General features: G+C 72.6%; 14 protein-coding genes and 1 other RNA gene. 8 read left to right on the top strand and 7 right to left on the bottom strand.

The features are described from left to right. Positions 1-104 precede the first annotated feature (104 nt). Positions 105-701, top strand: a complete 597-nt coding sequence (locus tag ACQEVJ_RS12315; RefSeq protein ID WP_433100297.1) for a VC0807 family protein — start codon at positions 105-107, stop codon at positions 699-701. A gap of 337 nt (positions 702-1,038) precedes the next feature. On the opposite strand, the gene rnpB is transcribed toward ACQEVJ_RS12315, so the two are convergent. The 5 genes from rnpB to ACQEVJ_RS12290 all read right to left on the bottom strand — a co-directional run bounded on the left by rnpB (position 1,039) and on the right by ACQEVJ_RS12290 (position 4,694). Then, positions 1,039-1,431, bottom strand: an RNA gene (gene rnpB / locus ACQEVJ_RS12310) — RNase P RNA component class A. Between the two features lie 102 nt (positions 1,432-1,533). Further along, positions 1,534-1,731, bottom strand: a complete 198-nt coding sequence (locus tag ACQEVJ_RS12305) for a hypothetical protein (protein ID WP_433100295.1) — start codon at positions 1,729-1,731, stop codon at positions 1,534-1,536. A 53-nt stretch (positions 1,732-1,784) separates the two neighbouring features. Further along, positions 1,785-3,095, bottom strand: coding sequence for a bifunctional RNase H/acid phosphatase (locus ACQEVJ_RS12300; protein ID WP_433100293.1), 1,311 nt, complete (start codon positions 3,093-3,095; stop codon positions 1,785-1,787). Next, positions 3,092-3,832: a zinc ribbon domain-containing protein gene (locus tag ACQEVJ_RS12295; RefSeq protein WP_433100291.1), complete on the bottom strand. Its 741-nt coding sequence runs from the start codon at positions 3,830-3,832 to the stop codon at positions 3,092-3,094. The genes ACQEVJ_RS12300 and ACQEVJ_RS12295 overlap by 4 nt, the downstream gene beginning before the upstream one ends. Before the next feature lie 10 nt (positions 3,833-3,842). Continuing rightward, entirely contained in the window at positions 3,843-4,694 is an 852-nt protein-coding gene (locus ACQEVJ_RS12290) for a Nif3-like dinuclear metal center hexameric protein (RefSeq protein WP_433100289.1), read from the bottom strand. A gap of 84 nt (positions 4,695-4,778) precedes the next feature. Between ACQEVJ_RS12290 and ACQEVJ_RS12285 the strand changes: the two genes are divergently transcribed. The 4 genes from ACQEVJ_RS12285 to ACQEVJ_RS12270 all read left to right on the top strand — a co-directional run bounded on the left by ACQEVJ_RS12285 (position 4,779) and on the right by ACQEVJ_RS12270 (position 9,418). Beyond that, positions 4,779-5,843, top strand: a complete 1,065-nt coding sequence (locus ACQEVJ_RS12285) for a dipeptidase (protein WP_433100287.1) — start codon at positions 4,779-4,781, stop codon at positions 5,841-5,843. A gap of 11 nt (positions 5,844-5,854) precedes the next feature. Beyond that, positions 5,855-7,033, top strand: a complete 1,179-nt coding sequence (locus ACQEVJ_RS12280) for a M20/M25/M40 family metallo-hydrolase (protein WP_433100285.1) — start codon at positions 5,855-5,857, stop codon at positions 7,031-7,033. Positions 7,034-7,045: 12 nt separating this feature from the next. Next, positions 7,046-7,885 carry a GNAT family N-acetyltransferase gene (locus ACQEVJ_RS12275; protein ID WP_433100283.1) on the top strand — a complete coding sequence of 280 codons (840 nt, stop codon included), beginning with the start codon at positions 7,046-7,048 and terminating at the stop codon, positions 7,883-7,885. 207 nt (positions 7,886-8,092) lie between these two features. Continuing rightward, positions 8,093-9,418, top strand: coding sequence for a HAMP domain-containing sensor histidine kinase (locus tag ACQEVJ_RS12270; protein WP_433100281.1), 1,326 nt, complete (start codon positions 8,093-8,095; stop codon positions 9,416-9,418). 8 nt (positions 9,419-9,426) lie between these two features. Here ACQEVJ_RS12270 and ACQEVJ_RS12265 read toward each other — a convergent pair whose 3' ends face one another. Together ACQEVJ_RS12265 and ACQEVJ_RS12260 are read right to left on the bottom strand one after the other, a co-directional pair. After that, positions 9,427-11,079, bottom strand: a complete 1,653-nt coding sequence (locus ACQEVJ_RS12265; protein ID WP_433100279.1) for a 5-guanidino-2-oxopentanoate decarboxylase — start codon at positions 11,077-11,079, stop codon at positions 9,427-9,429. A gap of 71 nt (positions 11,080-11,150) precedes the next feature. Further along, the gene (locus tag ACQEVJ_RS12260; RefSeq protein WP_433100277.1) at positions 11,151-12,203 is read right to left on the bottom strand and encodes a 2-hydroxyacid dehydrogenase; all 1,053 of its coding nucleotides are present in this window, start codon (positions 12,201-12,203) and stop codon (positions 11,151-11,153) included. Between the two features lie 342 nt (positions 12,204-12,545). Here ACQEVJ_RS12260 and ACQEVJ_RS12255 point away from each other — a divergent pair, with 342 nt between their 5' ends. The 3 genes from ACQEVJ_RS12255 to ACQEVJ_RS12245 are packed head-to-tail and all read left to right on the top strand — an operon-like array spanning position 12,546 to position 16,249. Further along, positions 12,546-14,381 carry an SCO2524 family protein gene (locus tag ACQEVJ_RS12255; protein ID WP_433100275.1) on the top strand — a complete coding sequence of 612 codons (1,836 nt, stop codon included), beginning with the start codon at positions 12,546-12,548 and terminating at the stop codon, positions 14,379-14,381. Next, positions 14,382-15,296 carry an SCO2523 family variant P-loop protein gene (locus ACQEVJ_RS12250; protein WP_433100273.1) on the top strand — a complete coding sequence of 305 codons (915 nt, stop codon included), beginning with the start codon at positions 14,382-14,384 and terminating at the stop codon, positions 15,294-15,296. It begins immediately after the preceding gene. Beyond that, the gene (locus ACQEVJ_RS12245; RefSeq protein WP_433100271.1) at positions 15,293-16,249 is read left to right on the top strand and encodes an SCO2522 family protein; all 957 of its coding nucleotides are present in this window, start codon (positions 15,293-15,295) and stop codon (positions 16,247-16,249) included. The genes ACQEVJ_RS12250 and ACQEVJ_RS12245 overlap by 4 nt, the downstream gene beginning before the upstream one ends. Positions 16,250-16,282 lie beyond the last annotated feature (33 nt).

Here is a 16,282-nt window from a genome sequence, read left to right as displayed (position 1 = left end):
GCGACCAGGCGGGGAACCGGCACACAGGCGACGAACCCCCAACGGGGTCCTCCGGGGCCCACCCGGGTGGCCGTTGGCGTTCAGGAGCGGGTGGGAGCGCAGCGGTGGCGCTGGCGTTGGACGTGGTGATCCCGCTGGTGGTGTTCTACGGCGGACGGGCAGCCGGGTTGTCACAGTGGGCTGCGCTGGTGGCGTCGGGGATCGCACCGGCCGTGGGGATCATGCTGACCTGGGTACGGCAGCGCCGCCTCGATGCGACGGCGGTGTTCGTGATCGCCGCGATGGTGCTGTCGTCTTTGGTGGCGCTGCTGTCCGGTGATCCACGGGCTCTGCTGGCGCGGGAGAGCTGGCTGACTGCCGCGATCGGGACATGGATCCTGGCGTCCCTGTTGCTGGACCGGCCGTTCCTGCTCGATCTGACGATCAAGGTGACGCCTCCTGGGGCCGCCCGGCGGCTGGAGGACCTGTGGCGGTCCAGCCCGGTGTTCCACCGGTGGCTGGTGCTGGCCAGCATGGCCTGGGGCGGGGCGTTCATGCTCGACGCGATCGGCCGGGTGATCATGGCGTACGAGCTACCGGTCGACAGCGTGCCGATGCTCAGCTCGGTGTTATTGGTGGCGGCAATCGTGGTGGCGCAGGGGCTCGTCATGATCCATGGTCGCCGTAGCGGCGCCCTTGCCTTGGTGCGAGGTCGTGAGTAAGGACGGGATGCGCCGGGTCGCGCCGGTCACCGGCGACGATCAACCGTGAACCCATCTGCCCCGACTTCGTCGGCTCATGGTTCACCAGGCGGGCAATCGGGCCGTCGAACATCGTGATATCGGTGTTCCCGCCTATGTCTTGATGTTCCACCTCGATACAGACCGATCGCGGGACCATCCACCACCACGGTTGATCTCTACGGGCATCTCGTGCCGGAAGCCTCGGAGCGGGCTCGCACGGCCCTGGATGCTGCGTTCCGCTCCGCCCTCGATGTGCCCCCGATGTGCCCCGAGGAGGAGTGAGTCGGGAGCAGGTCCAGCTCAGAGAGACGGCAGGTGGACGAGCCGGCCTGTAGGCCGGGTTCTGTGGTCAGCCATGACGGCTGACCGGCGGCCATCCATCTAGGACCGCCGTTGCCGGCGGCCTCAAGCGGTCTACCCGCGCGGCTCGGGCGGGCAGCCCTCGAACGTCGCGCGCGGGACGTTCCGGAGAACGCCCCTTCTTGACCTTGCTCCGGGTGGGGTTTACCGAGCCGCCCACGTCACCGTGGGCGCTGGTGGTCTCTTACACCACCGTTTCACCCTTACCCCCGCGAAGGGGGCGGTCTGTTTTCTGTGGCACTGTCCCGCGGGTCACCCCGGGTCGGCGTTACCGACCACCCTGCCCTGTGGAGCCCGGACCTTCCTCGGCAGGGCCCAGAGGCCCTGACGCGGCCGCCCGGCCGGCTCGTCCACCGTGAAGGTAAGCCTAGCGGCTCCCGGTTCATTCCCCGCCCCGGCCGAGGATCATGTGAAGGTTCTCCTCGGCCGGGCGAGGGGCGCCGGGCCTGCTCTAGCTTCGCGGAACGTCCTGGACGAACACGATCCCGTCGTACCCGGCCAGATGGTCCGGGTCCAGCGGGGCGTAGCCGAACCAGGGGGACACTCGGGCGGCGGGCCGCGGATCGCCAAGGGCGTCGGCCAGCCGCCGGGCGTCGACGACGTAACGGTCCTCCGGGAGCGCGTACAGGAGCCCCACGAAAAAGGGCATGACTGAGGACGCGGCCGGGTCGCCGCGGCGGATCGCCCCCTATGTAGGCGGCGTCAGGAAAGGTGGGCGGTGTCGTTGAGCGCCCGTACGACGGCGGGCCCGTCGGCGTAGTAGTCGATCGCCGACAGGCAGGCCAGGTCGAGGTGCATCCGATAGAGGGCCTCGGGCGGAGCCCCGAGCGCGAAGCGTACGAGCATCTTGATCGGGGTCACATGGGAGACCACGACGACGCTGCGGCCTTCGTGGGCCTTCACGATGCGGTCCCTCGCCTGCTCGACCCGCCGGGCCGTCGACGCGAAGCTCTCCCCGCCGGGCGGCGCGACGTCCGGATCGGCCAGCCAGGCCGCCAGTTCGCCGGGCCAGCGCTGCTGGATCTCCGCGAACGTGTGCCCCTCCCACTCGCCGAAGTCGGTCTCGCGGAGGTCGTCGTCGACCAGCACCGTCAGGCCCGTCCGGGCGGCCACCGCCTCCGCCGTCTGCCGGGCGCGCGCGAGCGGAGAGGAGACGATCACCTCGACCTCGTACGGCTGCCGCGACAGGCGCCCTGCGGCGGCTTCGGCCTGCGCGAGCCCGGTGGGGGTGAGCGACGGGTCGCCCAGCCCGGAGAACCGCTTCTCCACCGACAGCGGTGTCTGCCCGTGCCTGAGCAGGAGCAGGGACGTGGCGACGCGCGTGGCCCGGGGCATCCATCCGTGCCCGCGCCTGTCGTGAGACGTCGCGGTTCCGGCCGCCGCGCCCGCGCGTCCATCCGCGGTCCCCACACCGGCCGCACCAGAGGTCCTCGTGCGCCCGCCGGCGGTTTCCCCGGCGGCGGCGGCGGGAGCCTGGGCGCCGGGAGCGTGATCGAACAGCGAGGGCGCGTCGGTGTTGGGCGGCTCGGCGCCGGGCTCGACGGCCGGAGCGGACTCCGGCGCGGAGGTGATCTCGCTCGCCTGCCAGGTCTCCCCCCGGGCCGCGGCGTCCATCGCCTCGTTGGCGAGCCGGTCGGCGTGGCTGTTGCGCTCGCGCGGAATCCACGTCCAGGTGACCCGGAACCGCCGGGCCAGGGCCGCCGCCTCCAGGGCGAGCGGCCGCAGGCCCTCGTGCTTGACCTTCCATCGGCCGGCCATCTGCTCGATGGCCAGCTTGGAGTCCATCCGCACCTCGACCTGCCCGCCTTCAGCGCCGAGCGCGAGCAGCGCCCGGAGCCCGGCGATCAGGCCGCGGTATTCGGCCACGTTGTTGGTCGCGGTGCCGATCGACTCGGCGGCCTCGGCGAGCACCCGCCCGGCGTCGTCCTTGACCACCGCGCCGTACCCGGCCGGGCCGGGGTTGCCCCGCGACCCGCCGTCGGCCTCGACGATGAACCCCACGGCGACCGTCACAGACCCGACTCGGCCGTACGGACCAGGATGCGGCGGCACTCCTCGCAGCGGACCACCTCGTCGTGGGCGGCGGCCCGGATCCGGTTGAGGTCGGCGATCGACAGGGTCGTACGGCAGCCGAGGCACCGGCCGCCGTGCAGCATGGCGGCGCCGACGCCGGACTGCTCGCGCATCTTCTCGTACAGCCCGAGCAGGTCGGCGGGAACGTCGGCGGTGATGGCGGACCGGCCGGTGGTCTGCTCGCCGGCCTCCTTGTCGATCTCGGCGAACGCCGCGTCCCGGCGGTCCTCGGCGGCGCGCAGCGTGCCGGTCACCTCTTCGCGGTCGGACCTGAGGGTGGTGACCCGGGCGTCGGCCGCCTCCCGGCGCTCCATGATCTCCAGCACGACCTCCTCCAGGTCCGACTGCCTGCGCCGCAGCGAGACGAGCTCGGACTGGAGGCTCGCCAGGTCCTTGGGCGAGGAGACCTGCCCGGAGTCGAGGCGCTTCTGGTCGCGGTCGACCCGGACGCGTACGGCGTCCACGTCCGACTCGGCCTTGGCCTGGTCGCGGGCGAGGTCGCCGGCCTCGGTCTCGGCGGCGATGATCTGCGTCGAGACCTGGGCCAGCCTCTTGGACAGCTCGTCGATCTCGGCGAGCTCAGGCAGGGTGCGGCGGCGGTGCCGCAGCCGGTCGAGACTGGTGTCGAGCTCAGCGAGATCGAGCAGACGCTTCTGTGCTTCCGGTGCGGCCTTCATCCCAAATCCCTCAAGATGCTCGGGGGTCCAAGTCGGTGGTCGTCGCCGTCCAGGCGTCCGTGACGGCGTCTGAGACGCGCGCCTCAACAGTAATGCCCCTGGCCGCCAACGCTGACGTCAGACGCCGGGCGGCGTCCGTGAGCCACGGCCACTCGGTGGCCCAGTGGGAGGCGTCGACCAGCGCCGGCCCGTCCGCCTCCATGTGCTCGCTGGCCGGGTGGTGCCGCAGATCGGCCGTGAGAAAGACGTCCACGCCCGCGGCCCTGGCCGTACCCAGCAGGGAGTCGCCCGCGCCGCCGCAGACGGCGACGGTCCGCACCGGCCGGTCGAGGTCGCCCGCGACCCGCGGCGGCCCGGCCGTACGGGGCAGGCCCGAGGCGGCCAGCGCCGCGAACTCCCGCAGCGGCATCAGGGCGGGCAGCTCCCCGATCCGGCCGAGCCCGCGGCGTGGGTCTTCGGAGGAGGGCTGGAGGGGCCGCAGATCCCCCGTCAGGCCGACGGCCCGCGCGAGCGCGTCGGAGACCCCGGGGTCGGCGACGTCGGCGTTGGTGTGCGCGGCGTAGAGCGCGGCACCGCCGCGGATGAGCCGGTGCACGACCCGGCCCTTGAAGGTGGTGGCGGCCACGCTCGTGGTGCCGCGCAGGTAGAGCGGATGGTGGGTCACGACGAGGTCGGCCCCCCAGCCGAGGGCCTCGTCCACGACCGCGGCGACCGGGTCGACCGCGAACAGGACCTTCCGTACGGCCTGCTCCGGGTCGCCGCAGACGAGGCCCACCGCGTCCCAGGACTCGGCCCACGAGGGGTCGTACAGCGCCTCCAGGCACTCGACCACCTCGGCGAGGGTGCAGGAGATCGATTCCACCCGCGCACACTACAGCCTGCTGGCGGAACCATCCGGGAAGAGTAACGTCCCCATTGACGCCTCGCCGCCAGGAAGGATGCCAGCGTGCCCGTTGATCAGCAGAGCCTGCACGTCAGGTCCGTGGTCGCCGACACCCACAACGACCTGCTCATGGCCGTCTCCGCCCGGCCGCCCGCGACATGGGCCTCGTTCTTCCGCGAGCGGTGGCTCCCCCAGCTCGTCGAGGGCGGGGTCGACGTGCAGGTGCTGCCCGTGTTCGTGGAGAGCCAGTTCCGCCCGGAGGGCGCGCTGCGCCAGACGCTGCGGATGATCGAGTGCGCCCACACGCTGGCCGAGGGCAACCCCGACGCGGTGGCGCTGTGCCACGACGGGCAGCAGATCGACGAGGCCCTCGCCCTCGGCAGGATCGCCCTGGTGCTGGCCCTGGAGAGCATGCCGGGGATCGACGAGAGCGTCGAGCTGATCCCGACCCTGCATCGCCTCGGGGTCCGCGTCGCCTCGATCGCCCACTGGGGCCGTACGCCTCTCGCCGACGGCAGCGGCCAGGACGGCACCGGCTCCAGGCTCACCAGCCACGGAGTCGAGGCGCTGCGCGAGATGGAGCGGCTCGGCATGCTCTTCGACATCTCGCACCTGGGCGCCACGGGCGTCGCGCACGTGCTGGAGATCGCGACCCGGCCGGTCATCGCGACCCACTCCTCCGCGCGCGCCCTGCGCGACCACCACAGGAATCTCACCGACGAGCAGCTCAGGGGCGTCGCCGCGGGCGGCGGGGTGGTCTGCGTGAACTTCCTCGCCGCCTTCCTCACCGAGGACGCGCGCTCGGCCACGGTCGACCACCTCGTGGACCACATCGAGCACATCGCGGGTGTCGCCGGCATCGACCACGTGGGCCTCGGCCCCGACTTCGTGCGCGAGGTGTACGAGGACCTCACCCCGCCGTGCTGCGAGGGCTTCAGCTACTCCGGGATCGACTCCAAGGCCGCCATCCCCGGCCTGGAGGGCCCGCGCGGGCTGCCGCTGCTGACCGACGCGCTGGTCAAGCGGGGTTTCTCCGACGAGGAGATCCAGAAGATCCTGGGCGCCAACGTGATGCGCCTGTTCCGCGCGGAGCTGGGCCGTACGGCTCGGGAACGGCCGCGGCGGTGAACCTGGAGGCCATGCTGGCCGACCTCGAGGAGCTGGTGCTCTGCGAGTCGTACTCCACCGACCACGAGGCGGTGGCGCGCAGCGCGCGCGTCGTGGGGGCACTGGGCCGCAGGCTGCTGGGGGCCGAGCCGGAGACCCTGGTGATCGACGGGGTCACCCACCTGCGCTGGTCGTTCGGCCCGCCGCGGGTCCTGCTGCTGGGCCACCACGACACGGTCTGGCCCGTCGGCACGCTGCGCGAGCACCCCTGGTCGGTGCGGGACGGGGTGGCGCGGGGGCCGGGCGTGTTCGACATGAAGGCCGGTCTCGTGCAGCTCTTCCACGCGGTCGCCTCGCTGCCGTCCCCCGAAGGCCTGACCGTGCTCGTCGTCGGGGACGAGGAGCTCGGCTCGCCGACCTCCCGCCCCCTGATCGAGTCGATCGCGTCGCGGTGCGCCGCCGCGTTCGTGCTGGAGGCCAGCGCGGACGGCGGCGCGCTGAAGACGGCGCGCAAGGGCATCTCGCGGTATGAGCTGACCGTGCACGGCCGGGCCGCGCACGCCGGCCTCGAACCCGAGCTGGGGGCCAACGCCGGCGTCGAGCTGGCCCACCAGGTGCTGGCCATCGCGGGCATCGCGGCCCAGGTCGAGTCGTCGTCCAGGGCGGGGGCGACGTCGGTGACGCCCACCATGCTGACCGCGGGGACGAGCACCAACACGGTGCCGGCCCGCGGCCGGGTGGCCGTCGACGTACGCGTGCCGGACCGGGCGGCGCAGCGGCGGGTGGACGAGCTGATGCGCGCGCTGGCCCCGCGCACCCCGGGCGTCCGGCTGGAGCTGCGCGGCGGGCCGAACCGCCCGCCTCTCGACCCCGCCGCCTCCGCCGGGCTCTTCGAGGTCGCCGTACGGCTCGCCGCCGAGCTGGGCATGGCGCCGCTGCGCGGGGTGTCGGTCGGCGGCGGCTCGGACGGCAACTTCACCGCGGGCGTCGGCTGCCCGACGCTCGACGGCCTCGGCGCGGTGGGGGGCGGCGCGCACGCCGCCGAGGAGCACGTCCTGGTCGCCGAGATGCCGGTCCGCGCCCGTCTGGTCGCGGCGCTGGCCGCGTACGTGCTGTCGGGCGGGCCGATCACCGGCCCCTTCGGCGCGGACGGTACGGCGCAGGGCGCGATGACACAGGGCACGAGGCAGGCCGCCGAAGAGACCGCGTGAAGGGGAGACCGTGTGAACCGGTATGACCGCGTCGCCGCCTGGGACCAGGCGGCGGGGGCCGCCGCGCGGCGCGGCCTGCGGATCGCCGAGCTGCGCACGGTCGCCGAGTTGGAGAGCGTGGTCCGGCTGTTCGACGGCATCTGGCGTCCGGAGCCCTGGAACCCGCCGGTCACGGCGGAGCTGATGCGGGCGCTGACCCACGCGGGCGGGTACGTCGCCGGGGCGTTCGACGGCCCGAACCTCGTCGGGGCCGCCGTCGGCTTCCTCGCGGCGCCCGCGGGGCAGGCGCTGCACTCGCACGTGACCGGAGCCGTGCGGCCCGGCGCCGGATTCGCGCTCAAGCTGCACCAGCGGGCCTGGGCCCTGGAGCGCGGGCTGAGCCGGATCACCTGGACCTTCGATCCCCTCGTGCGCCGCAACGCCCACTTCAACCTGGCCAAGCTCGCCGCCCTGCCGGAGGAGTACCTGCCCGACTTCTACGGCCCGATGGGCGACGCGGTCAACGCCGGCGACGAGTCCGACCGCGTCCTCGCGGTGTGGCGGCTGGACGACCCGCGGGTGGCGCGGGCGTGCGACGGCCTGCCGCACCGGCCCGCCGGGGCGGACGGCGCGGTGGCCGCGCTCGCCGAGCGGGGCGGGCGGCCGGTGACCCTGCCCGCGGACGCACCGGCCGTGCTCGTCGCCGTGCCCGCGGACGTGGAGACCCTGCGCCGCGCCGACCCCGGGACGGCCAAGGCCTGGCGGCACGCCGTACGCGACGTGCTGGGCGGGCTGATGGCGCAGGGCCGTGCGGTGACGGGCTTCGCCGGCGGCTGCTACGTCGTCGAGGGGCGCTCCCCCGCGGCGGGGTGAGCCGGGCGCCATCGGCGCGCGAGCCGCCGCTGTGTACGGGGCCGGAATGGGTAAGGGACCGGACAGCGGCGTCCCCGGCCACGGCGGCGATCATCGGTAGAGATAACGTGCCAGGTGAGCCGGGTGGGGACGCGGCGGCGGCCACGAGGCCTTATTGATCATCTGATTACCGGGGGGAATCAGATGAGCGGGTGGCGGGGATCCTCGGTGCGGATCCGCTTGACGGCGCTGGCCAGCGCGGTGATGGCGCTCCTGTGCGCCATCGCCGTGCTGCTGGTCCTCGGCGTCCTGCACGGCACCGCCCAGCGGTACAAGACCAGCGAGATCACCACCACCGCCGTGCGCCTCGCCTACCAGGCCAAGCGCGACCGGCTGCCGCCGGTGCTGCTGGACCAGAGCCTGGCCGGCGTGCAGGTGATCGACCACAACGGCCGGATCGTCTCCGTCAGCGACACCCTGAGCGGCCGCCCGCGCATGGCCGCGTTCCGGCCGGAGCTGACGACCCCCGAGTCGAGCAAGGTGCTGTGCGCCTCCCCGGCGTTCCCGGACCGGTGCATGGTCGTCGTCGCGTTCCGCTTCCACAACGCCGGCGGCCTGTGGACGATCTACGTGGCCGACGACACTGTGCCGTGGTACGTCAGCGGCCCGCTGCTGGCGGCGCTCCTCGGCGGCTCGCTCCTGCTGGTCGGGCTCACCGTGCTCGGCACGTACCAGACCGTGCGCAAGGCGCTCGGCCCGGTGGAGGCGATCACGAGCAAGCTGGCCCGGATCACCGCGACCGACCTGAGCCAGCGCGTGCCGGTGCCGAAGTATCACGACGAGATACGGCGGCTCGCCGAGACCGCCAACCAGACCCTGGACCGGGCGGAGGTGGCCGTCGAACGGCAGCGGCGCTTCGCCTCCGACGCCTCCCACGACCTGCGCAGCCCGCTGACCGCGATGCGGACGGAGATCGAGGAGGCGTTGCTGCACAGCGAGGACGCCGACTGGCCGGCCACCGGGCGCGCCCTGCTGAGCAGTTGCGACCGCCTGCAGGCGCTCGTGACCGACCTGCTCCAGCTCGCCCGGCTCGACGCCGGCGCGCCGCCCCGGCGTGAGCCCGCCGACCTCGGCGGCCTCGCCGCCCGTGAGCTCGACCGCAGGTCGCGCAAGGTGGAGGTGGTGCGGCACCTGACGCCCGGCGTGGTCGTCGTCGGCGACCGGCTGGCCCTGGCGCGCCTCCTCAACAACCTCCTCGACAACGGCGAGCGGCATGCCGTGTCCATGCTCACGGTGACCGTGCGGCGGGAGGACGGCAGGGGCGTGCTGGAGGTGCTCGACGACGGCACGGGAATCCCGCCCGACAAGCGGGAGCTGGTCTTCCAGCGCTTCACCCGGCTCGACGCCGCCCGGTCGAAGGACGCCGGCGGCACCGGGCTCGGTCTGTCCATCGCCCGCCAGATCGCCCAGGCGCACGATGGGACGCTCATGATCGAGGACAGCGACCGGGGCGCCCGCTTCGTGCTGCGGCTCCCGCTCGCGCCCGCCCGCTGACCGCCGCCCTACTCCTCCTCCGGCACGACGATCACGGTGGGCACCGGGACGCGCAGGGCCTCGGCGACCGCCTCCTCCAGCTCCCCCGGCGTCTTGACGGCGCGGCCCCGCGCGCCGTACGCGGCGGCGAGGGCGGGGAAGTCGGGCGCGTGCAGGTCCACGGCGACCGGCCGCATGCCCCGCTCCCGCATCTCCTCGCGGATCTCCCCGAAGCCGCCGTTGACGGACACGACGATCGGCAGGCTCAGCTCCAGCTCCACCGCCGTGGCCAGCTCCTGCAGGCTGAACTGGAAGGCCCCGTCGCCGGCCAGCGCCACCACGGGAAGGTCGGGCCGCCCGAGCTTGGCGCCGATGGCGGCCGGCAGCGCGAAGCCCAGCGTGCCGAACCCGGTGGGGAACAGGAACCGCCCGGGCGGGTCCATCGGCATGCCGACGAGCGCCCCGTGGTAGACGAACATCGAGTTGTCCCCCACCACGACGGTCTCCGGCGGCAGGGCCCGGCGCAGGGCCGCGAGCTGGCCGGACCACCTGCGGGTGAGCTCTTCGAGCTCCGCCTCGTGGCCCGCGCCGGAATCCGGCTCCCGGCGCGGCGACGGCACGGCGTCCTGCCGGTCGAGCCGTTCCGCCAGCCCGCGCATGGCGAGCTCCGCGTCCGCGACGATCGACACGTCGGCCACGTGATCGCCGTGCATCTGCCCCGGGTCGATGTCGATCCGGACGAGGTGGCCGGACAGGGCGAAGGCGTCGTCCCACAGATCGGCCGGGCCGAGTTCGGTGCCGACGGCCAGCACGACGTCGCATGCGGCGAGCCATCGGCGTACGGCCGCCAGGTGCAGCGTGGTGCCGAGCGCCAGCGGATGGCTCTCCGGCACCGCGCCCTTGCCGTTGACCGTGGTCACGACCCGCGCGCCGAGCCGTTCCGCCAGGCGCATCGCCAGACGCCCCACCGGCGGCTCGTCGTCCGGGCGCCGCTCACCTGGGCATTGGGCGCCGCCGCCGAGCACGAAACCCGGGCGGCGCGCCGCCCGCAGCAGCCGGGCCGCCGCGTCGAGGGCCGGCGGATCGGGCCTGCGGCGAGTGATCCGGTACGGCGGGACGATCTTGACCTGGCCCTTCAGATCGAGCAGGTCGAAGGGGATCTCGACGTGGACCGGCCGGGGGCGTCCCTCGGCGAACCGCCCGAAGGCGCGGGCGACCGCGGCGGGGATCTCCCGCACGGTCGTCACGCGGTGGCTCCAGGCGCACAGCGCGTCGATCGCCCGCGACTGGTCCCTGCTCTCGTGCAGGTAGCCGCGGCCGTCGCGGGGATGGGCGGTGGGGACGCCCGGTGAGACGAGCAGGATCGGGGAGGAGTCGGAGTACGCCTGCCCGAGAGCCGTGGCCGCGTTGACCACACCGGGGCCGGTGGTGGTGACGACGACGCCGGGCCTGCCGGTCACCCTGGCGTACCCGTCGGCGGCGTATCCCGCGCCCTGCTCGTGCCGGGGCGTCACGCATCGCACGCCCGCCCGGTCGAGCTCCTCGTAGATCGCGAGGTTGTGGGTGCCGGGAATGCCGAAGATCGTGTCGACGCCGTGCAGTCGCAGCGCCTCGACCAGGGCGCGCGCCCCCGTGGGCGTCGTGATCGTCCCCGCCGGGGGGATCGGGTCATGGCCGTCCACGTATCACTTCCCGGGAGAGCGGAGGGGTTTCCCTTGGGTTTCCCAAATGGTTTCCCCTTCCACGCATCGCCCTACCGCTCCGCGTGCCGGATTTTTTCCTCCGGGTATCGAAAACGGGGCCGGGGACGCGATCCCACCTCGTGTTCGTCCGATCCGTACGTCAGCACATTCTCAATGGACCGCACGGCCTGGCGCACCATCCGGTCCATGGTCTCCCTGGTGTGGGAGGCGATATGGCCGGTGACGAGCAACTGCTGGCCGAATTCGGCCAGCAACCGGGCCGCGGCGCGCGAGTCGGGCCCGTAGAACCCGTCGAATACGGCCAGTCCGACCCTGCCCTCCACCATTCCGTCGTACAGCGCCATGGGGTCGACGACCGCTGGCCGGGCCGTGTTGACCAGGACGGTCCCCGGGCGCATCCGCGTGATCACCCCAGCGTCGATCATCGACCGCGTCTTCTCGGTCTCGGGCACCATGACGACGAGGATGTCACTGTGCTCGGCCAGCTCGTGCAGGGGCAGGAAGGAGATCTTCAGCTCCCGTTCCAGCGCTTCCTTCCGCGTGCGGTTGTAGTACGCGACCGGCACATCGAAACCCCGCCTGAGAATCTCCGCGATCCGCGTGCCGATGGCGCCGAGGCCGACGATGCCGATCGTGCGGGCGGCCAGCTCGCGGGGCAGCTCCTTGGGGCCCTGCCAGCCCGGGAAGTGGTTGCCGAGGTACTGCGGTATGCGCCAGTTGGCGTTGATGATCTGCGCGACGGTGAACGCCGCGACCGCGTCCGTGGCCGCCCCCGGCGTGCTGGTGACGGCGATGTCCAAGCGGTCGGCGGCCGCCACGTCGACGAAGTTCTCGTAGCCCACGCCGAGGAAGGCCACCACTCGTAGCGTCTCCTGCGCCTCCTCCAGCGCCGACGCCGTCGCCCGCTCCTCTCCGCCGTGCAGGTAGGCGACCGCGCCCTGCATCTCGCGGATCAGCTTGTCCTCGTCCGGCATCGACGGGAGCCGCCGCACCGTGTACCCCTGCCGCTCGAGCGGCTCCAGGAGTGTCAGGTCGATGCCCGTCCCGGTCACCAGGATCGTCTCGCCTCGTCGCGCGGCCCCGGCCGCCGGCCGCGGCTTCACGGGAGGACAGTCCGTTATATCCCCAGGAGCCACGGTTTGGGACATTTCAGATATCTCTCAGACTTAGGACATATATGCCTGGTTTTCTCTGCGGTATCTCTTCAATCACGACAATCAGGCGGCGTACGAAATACCACGGATGGTCCAGGCGACGGAGCAGGAATCCAATGGTATAAGGGTTGTGGTAGTTCCGTCTCCACCTGAATCGGAAAAGGAAACCCCTAGGGAGGGTCTGGGGGACCCCGGCCTCGGTCCCGCCCGGCCACACGAGCGCCCATTTCCGCGCCCACGGCGATACGGAAAGGGCGCGGCAAGGACGGCGCAGCGCAGAGAGGGCCACGAATGAAACTCCAGCCGCGACAGCAGCTTCTGGAGCTGTGGGAGGCGGCCGCGCGCGCCTCCTACCGGGACGGCGTCTGGGCATGGGGCGGCCGGGACGGGTCGAACTCCATCTCCGACGCGGAGCAGCTTCTGTGCTTCATGTATCCGGCCTCCGAACTGCCGGGCTTCCGCCTTGACACGCCGGACGAGACGGCCGACGACGTGCTGACCGCGCTGTCCGTCCTCGGCGACTCGGTGGAGATCCCCAAGCTGCTGCTCAAGGTCATCGGGCAGTATCTGCGCACGTACACCGCCGACGACGGCCGCCCGCTGTTCTCCGGAGGCAGCTACTTCCGCTCGGCGGACGACGAGACGAAGGTCGCTCCCGAGCAACTCCAGCTCGACGTGGTCGACTCCTTCTCCATGTCGGTCACGCTCGCGCTCGGCACACTCGGCTTCCTGAAGGTCTTCCGCCAGAGCGTGCGGCGCGAGTCCATCCGCCGCGAGATCCGCGAGCTGGAGGACCTGGCCAGCAAACGGCTGTCGGCCGCGATGGCGGGCCTGCTGCGCAGCTTCACGGTCAACGCGTTCGACCCCGGCTCCACCGCGGGCCGCGCACTGCTGCGCACGGTGAACCAGACCGGCGCGCCCACCCGCCGCGTGCTCGAGGACCTGCGGCGCGAGCTGCGGCCGGTGCGGGCCGGCCTGCGCGACCTGACGATCGGCTCGGGCAGCCAGGTCGACCTGGACAACGAGAACCTGCTGTTCGAGTGCGGCTGGACCTGGGGCATCGTGAAGGACGCCCCCGACATCGTCACGCCGCTCGACATCGGCCCCCAGCCCAAGGGCGTGGCCGCCGACACGCCGTTCCTGTATTTCACCGTCAACGCCCTCGTCGGCATCGCCGACCTGTTCTCCGCCCGCACCCGCGTTCTGAGCCTGCTCAACGACGACCAGATCACCCTCGCCCAGGCCATCCAGCGCCGCTGGGACCTCACCCAGTCCTACTGGCGCACCATCGCGACGTACGGACGGGGCACCTGGCCGCTGGAGGACATCCCCTGGCGGACGGTCGACGAGAAGGAGTCGGACTACTACAGCCTCGGCGTCACCGCCATGGTGGTGCAGAGCCTGGTCAGCAACCGGGCGGCCGACGTGGACCTCGGCCGCGTCGCCGCCGTGCTGGAGGAGCTGGCCGTTCGCGCCAGGATCACCCGCAGGGCGGTGCCGGGCGACCCTCCCGTGCTCATGCACTCCCCCGGCGTCCCGATCAACCTGTACGGCAGCGACACGCTCGGCCCCCACCTGGTGTGGGTCGTCTCCGACTTCGCCATCACGCTGCTCAAACGGACCATCTGGGCCGCCTCCATCGCACAGAACACGCGGATGCGCGAGCGGCTGCTCGCCCTCGCCGACCAGATCTGGCGGCACATCATGCTGCGCCGTCACGCGGACGGCCCGGCCACCGGCCTGTGGGACCAGCCGGGCAGCGTCTTCGCCGACATCCAGGTGCACCACGAGGAGCCGTCCTGGTACTTCAGCGAGCGGGTCGTCGAGTTCCTCGTCTCCGCCGCGACGTCCAGCGGGGAGCCGCCGCTGCGCAGCCCCCAGCTCGTCGAGCTGGCCCTCCAGATGCTCGGGGAGGCCGAACACCTGCTGGACCAGGAGCTGGTCACCCGGCCCCTGGTGGGCGGGCAGACGGTGCAGCCCAAGCTGCGCTCGATCCAGGCGTCGCTGCAGCGGGCCAGGACGATCGTCAGCGACCGGCCTGCCACCGCCCAGGCGCTGATCAACGACGCCCTGCTCGGCCTCGAACGGCTGGCCACCGCCCGCGACAGCGCGTCGGAGGCGATCTAGATGCTCGTGTTCGCGATCTCGGACAAGGGCGGGACCGGGCGCTCGGTCACCGGCACCAACATCGCGTACCGGCACGCCCTGCAGGGCAACGACGTCTGCTACCTGGACTTCGACTTCGGCTCGCCGACCGCCGGGGCCATCTTCAGCGTCAGCGCGGTGGCCCGCGGCACACGGGAGAACGGCCTGCACGAGTACCTGCGGGGCGAGTGCCCGCAGCCGCGGCGGGTGGACGTGTGGGCCGAGTCCGACCGCGAGGGGCTGCGCGCCCGCCCGCCCGGCGCGGGACGGCTCGTGCTGCTGCCGGGCAGCGAGGGCGGCGGCGAGCTGTCGGCCCTCACCGACGAGATCGTCGGCGGCTGCGTCCAGCTGTTCGGGCGGCTGGAGGAGGAGTTCGACCTGTGCGTGGTCGACGTCAGCGCCGGCCGGTCGTTCACCGCGGAGCTGGTCCTGGCGGCGACCGTGCGGATGCCCGCGATCCCGTTCCGCTGGCTGGTCTTCCACCGCTGGACGCGCCAGCACATCATCGCGGCCGACGGGCTCGTCACCGGAGCCGACGGGCTGCTCGACGTCGGCACCAGGTTCGGCCACGACCCGGAGGACCTGCGCGACCGTATCCGCTTCGTGCGCACGGCCGTCCTCGAGCCGGACGCGGCGGAGCTCGTCGGGCTGCGCGACGAGCAGCGGGCCTGGCTGAGCGCGTGCGACAGCGAGCTGCGCGAGCTGGCCGGCCGGCACGGCGTCGGCCGTACGGCCATGCTCGGCAAGGTCCCCCTGGACCCGGTCCTGCAGTGGCGCGAGCAGCTCATCACCGACGAGGACGTGCTCGCCAGCAAGATCGCGAATGCGGAGACCGCCGCCGCCTTCGACGAACTCGCCAAGAAGATCGTCGACGACAGCGCGTGGGAGGGTTTGTGACGCCGGTGCACGCGACGTTCGGCGAGGTGGCGGCCGAGCGCAGGATCGCCTCCGTCCCGCTCTCCCATGTGTCCGTCGAACTCGGGCACCTCTACATGGAGGACTTCGAGGCGGGCCCCGACCGGCTGCGCGAGCAGTTCCGCAGGGTCGCGCCGTGGCTCGCCACGGTCCGCTCGTTATGGCGGGAGCGGGTGCCCGGGGGCAGGGCCCGGGTGAGCACCTGCTTCCTCGTGGACGACTACTTCAGCCGCTTCAGCACCCCCGCCGAGCTGGTCCCGATGGTCCTGGAGGCGGCGGCAGAGCACGACCTGTCCATCGACTACCTGGCCCGCGAGTCGGCCTGCGCCCAATCGGGCGGTGTCGAACTGGCCCGGCTGGTGGAGGACCGGCTCGTCGACGACCCGCCGCCGGAGACCGACGGGTCGCGCCCGCCCGTGAAGGAGACGGGCTGGCTGTGCAACGGCTCCCGCTCGCCCCGCACCGCGCCGATGCAGGCGATGGGGAAGGCCCGGCCGTGGGAGCCTCCCGCCCAGAACGCCAAACGCGGCCACTCGATCTTCGTGGACGTCGAGCTGTGGGACGAGAAGGGGCCGCGGCGCACCTGGTCGTGCCCCTTCCTCGCGGCCGTCTGGCAGCTCCTGCGGCTGGGGCTGCTGCGCAGTGACGGCCGGGTGCCGCTCCCTCCGGTGGCCCTGGACGGCGGCTGGCCCCGCGACTGGGACGGACTGCCCGCGGTCGTCCGGCTCAACCCCCAGGCCGCGCCGTTCAGCGCGTACACCACGCTGTCCGTCCTCTCCCCCCGGTTCCTGCCCGTCGAGCTGGCCGTACGGACGATCCTGAGCCAGGTCGCGGTGGACGACGAGGTCCTGCGGCAGGTCGCCACCCGGAGCGAGAGCGAGGGAGTCCGGCTCGAAGAGGAGCTCGTCGACCGCATCTCCTACGTCTTCGTCTGAGGGGTTTCGATTATGAGGGCGGCCCGATGCTGG

This window comes from Microbispora sp. CA-102843, assembly GCF_050936215.1.
Taxonomy (GTDB): domain Bacteria; phylum Actinomycetota; class Actinomycetes; order Streptosporangiales; family Streptosporangiaceae; genus Microbispora.
This window is presented reverse-complemented; position numbering and strand designations above follow the sequence as displayed.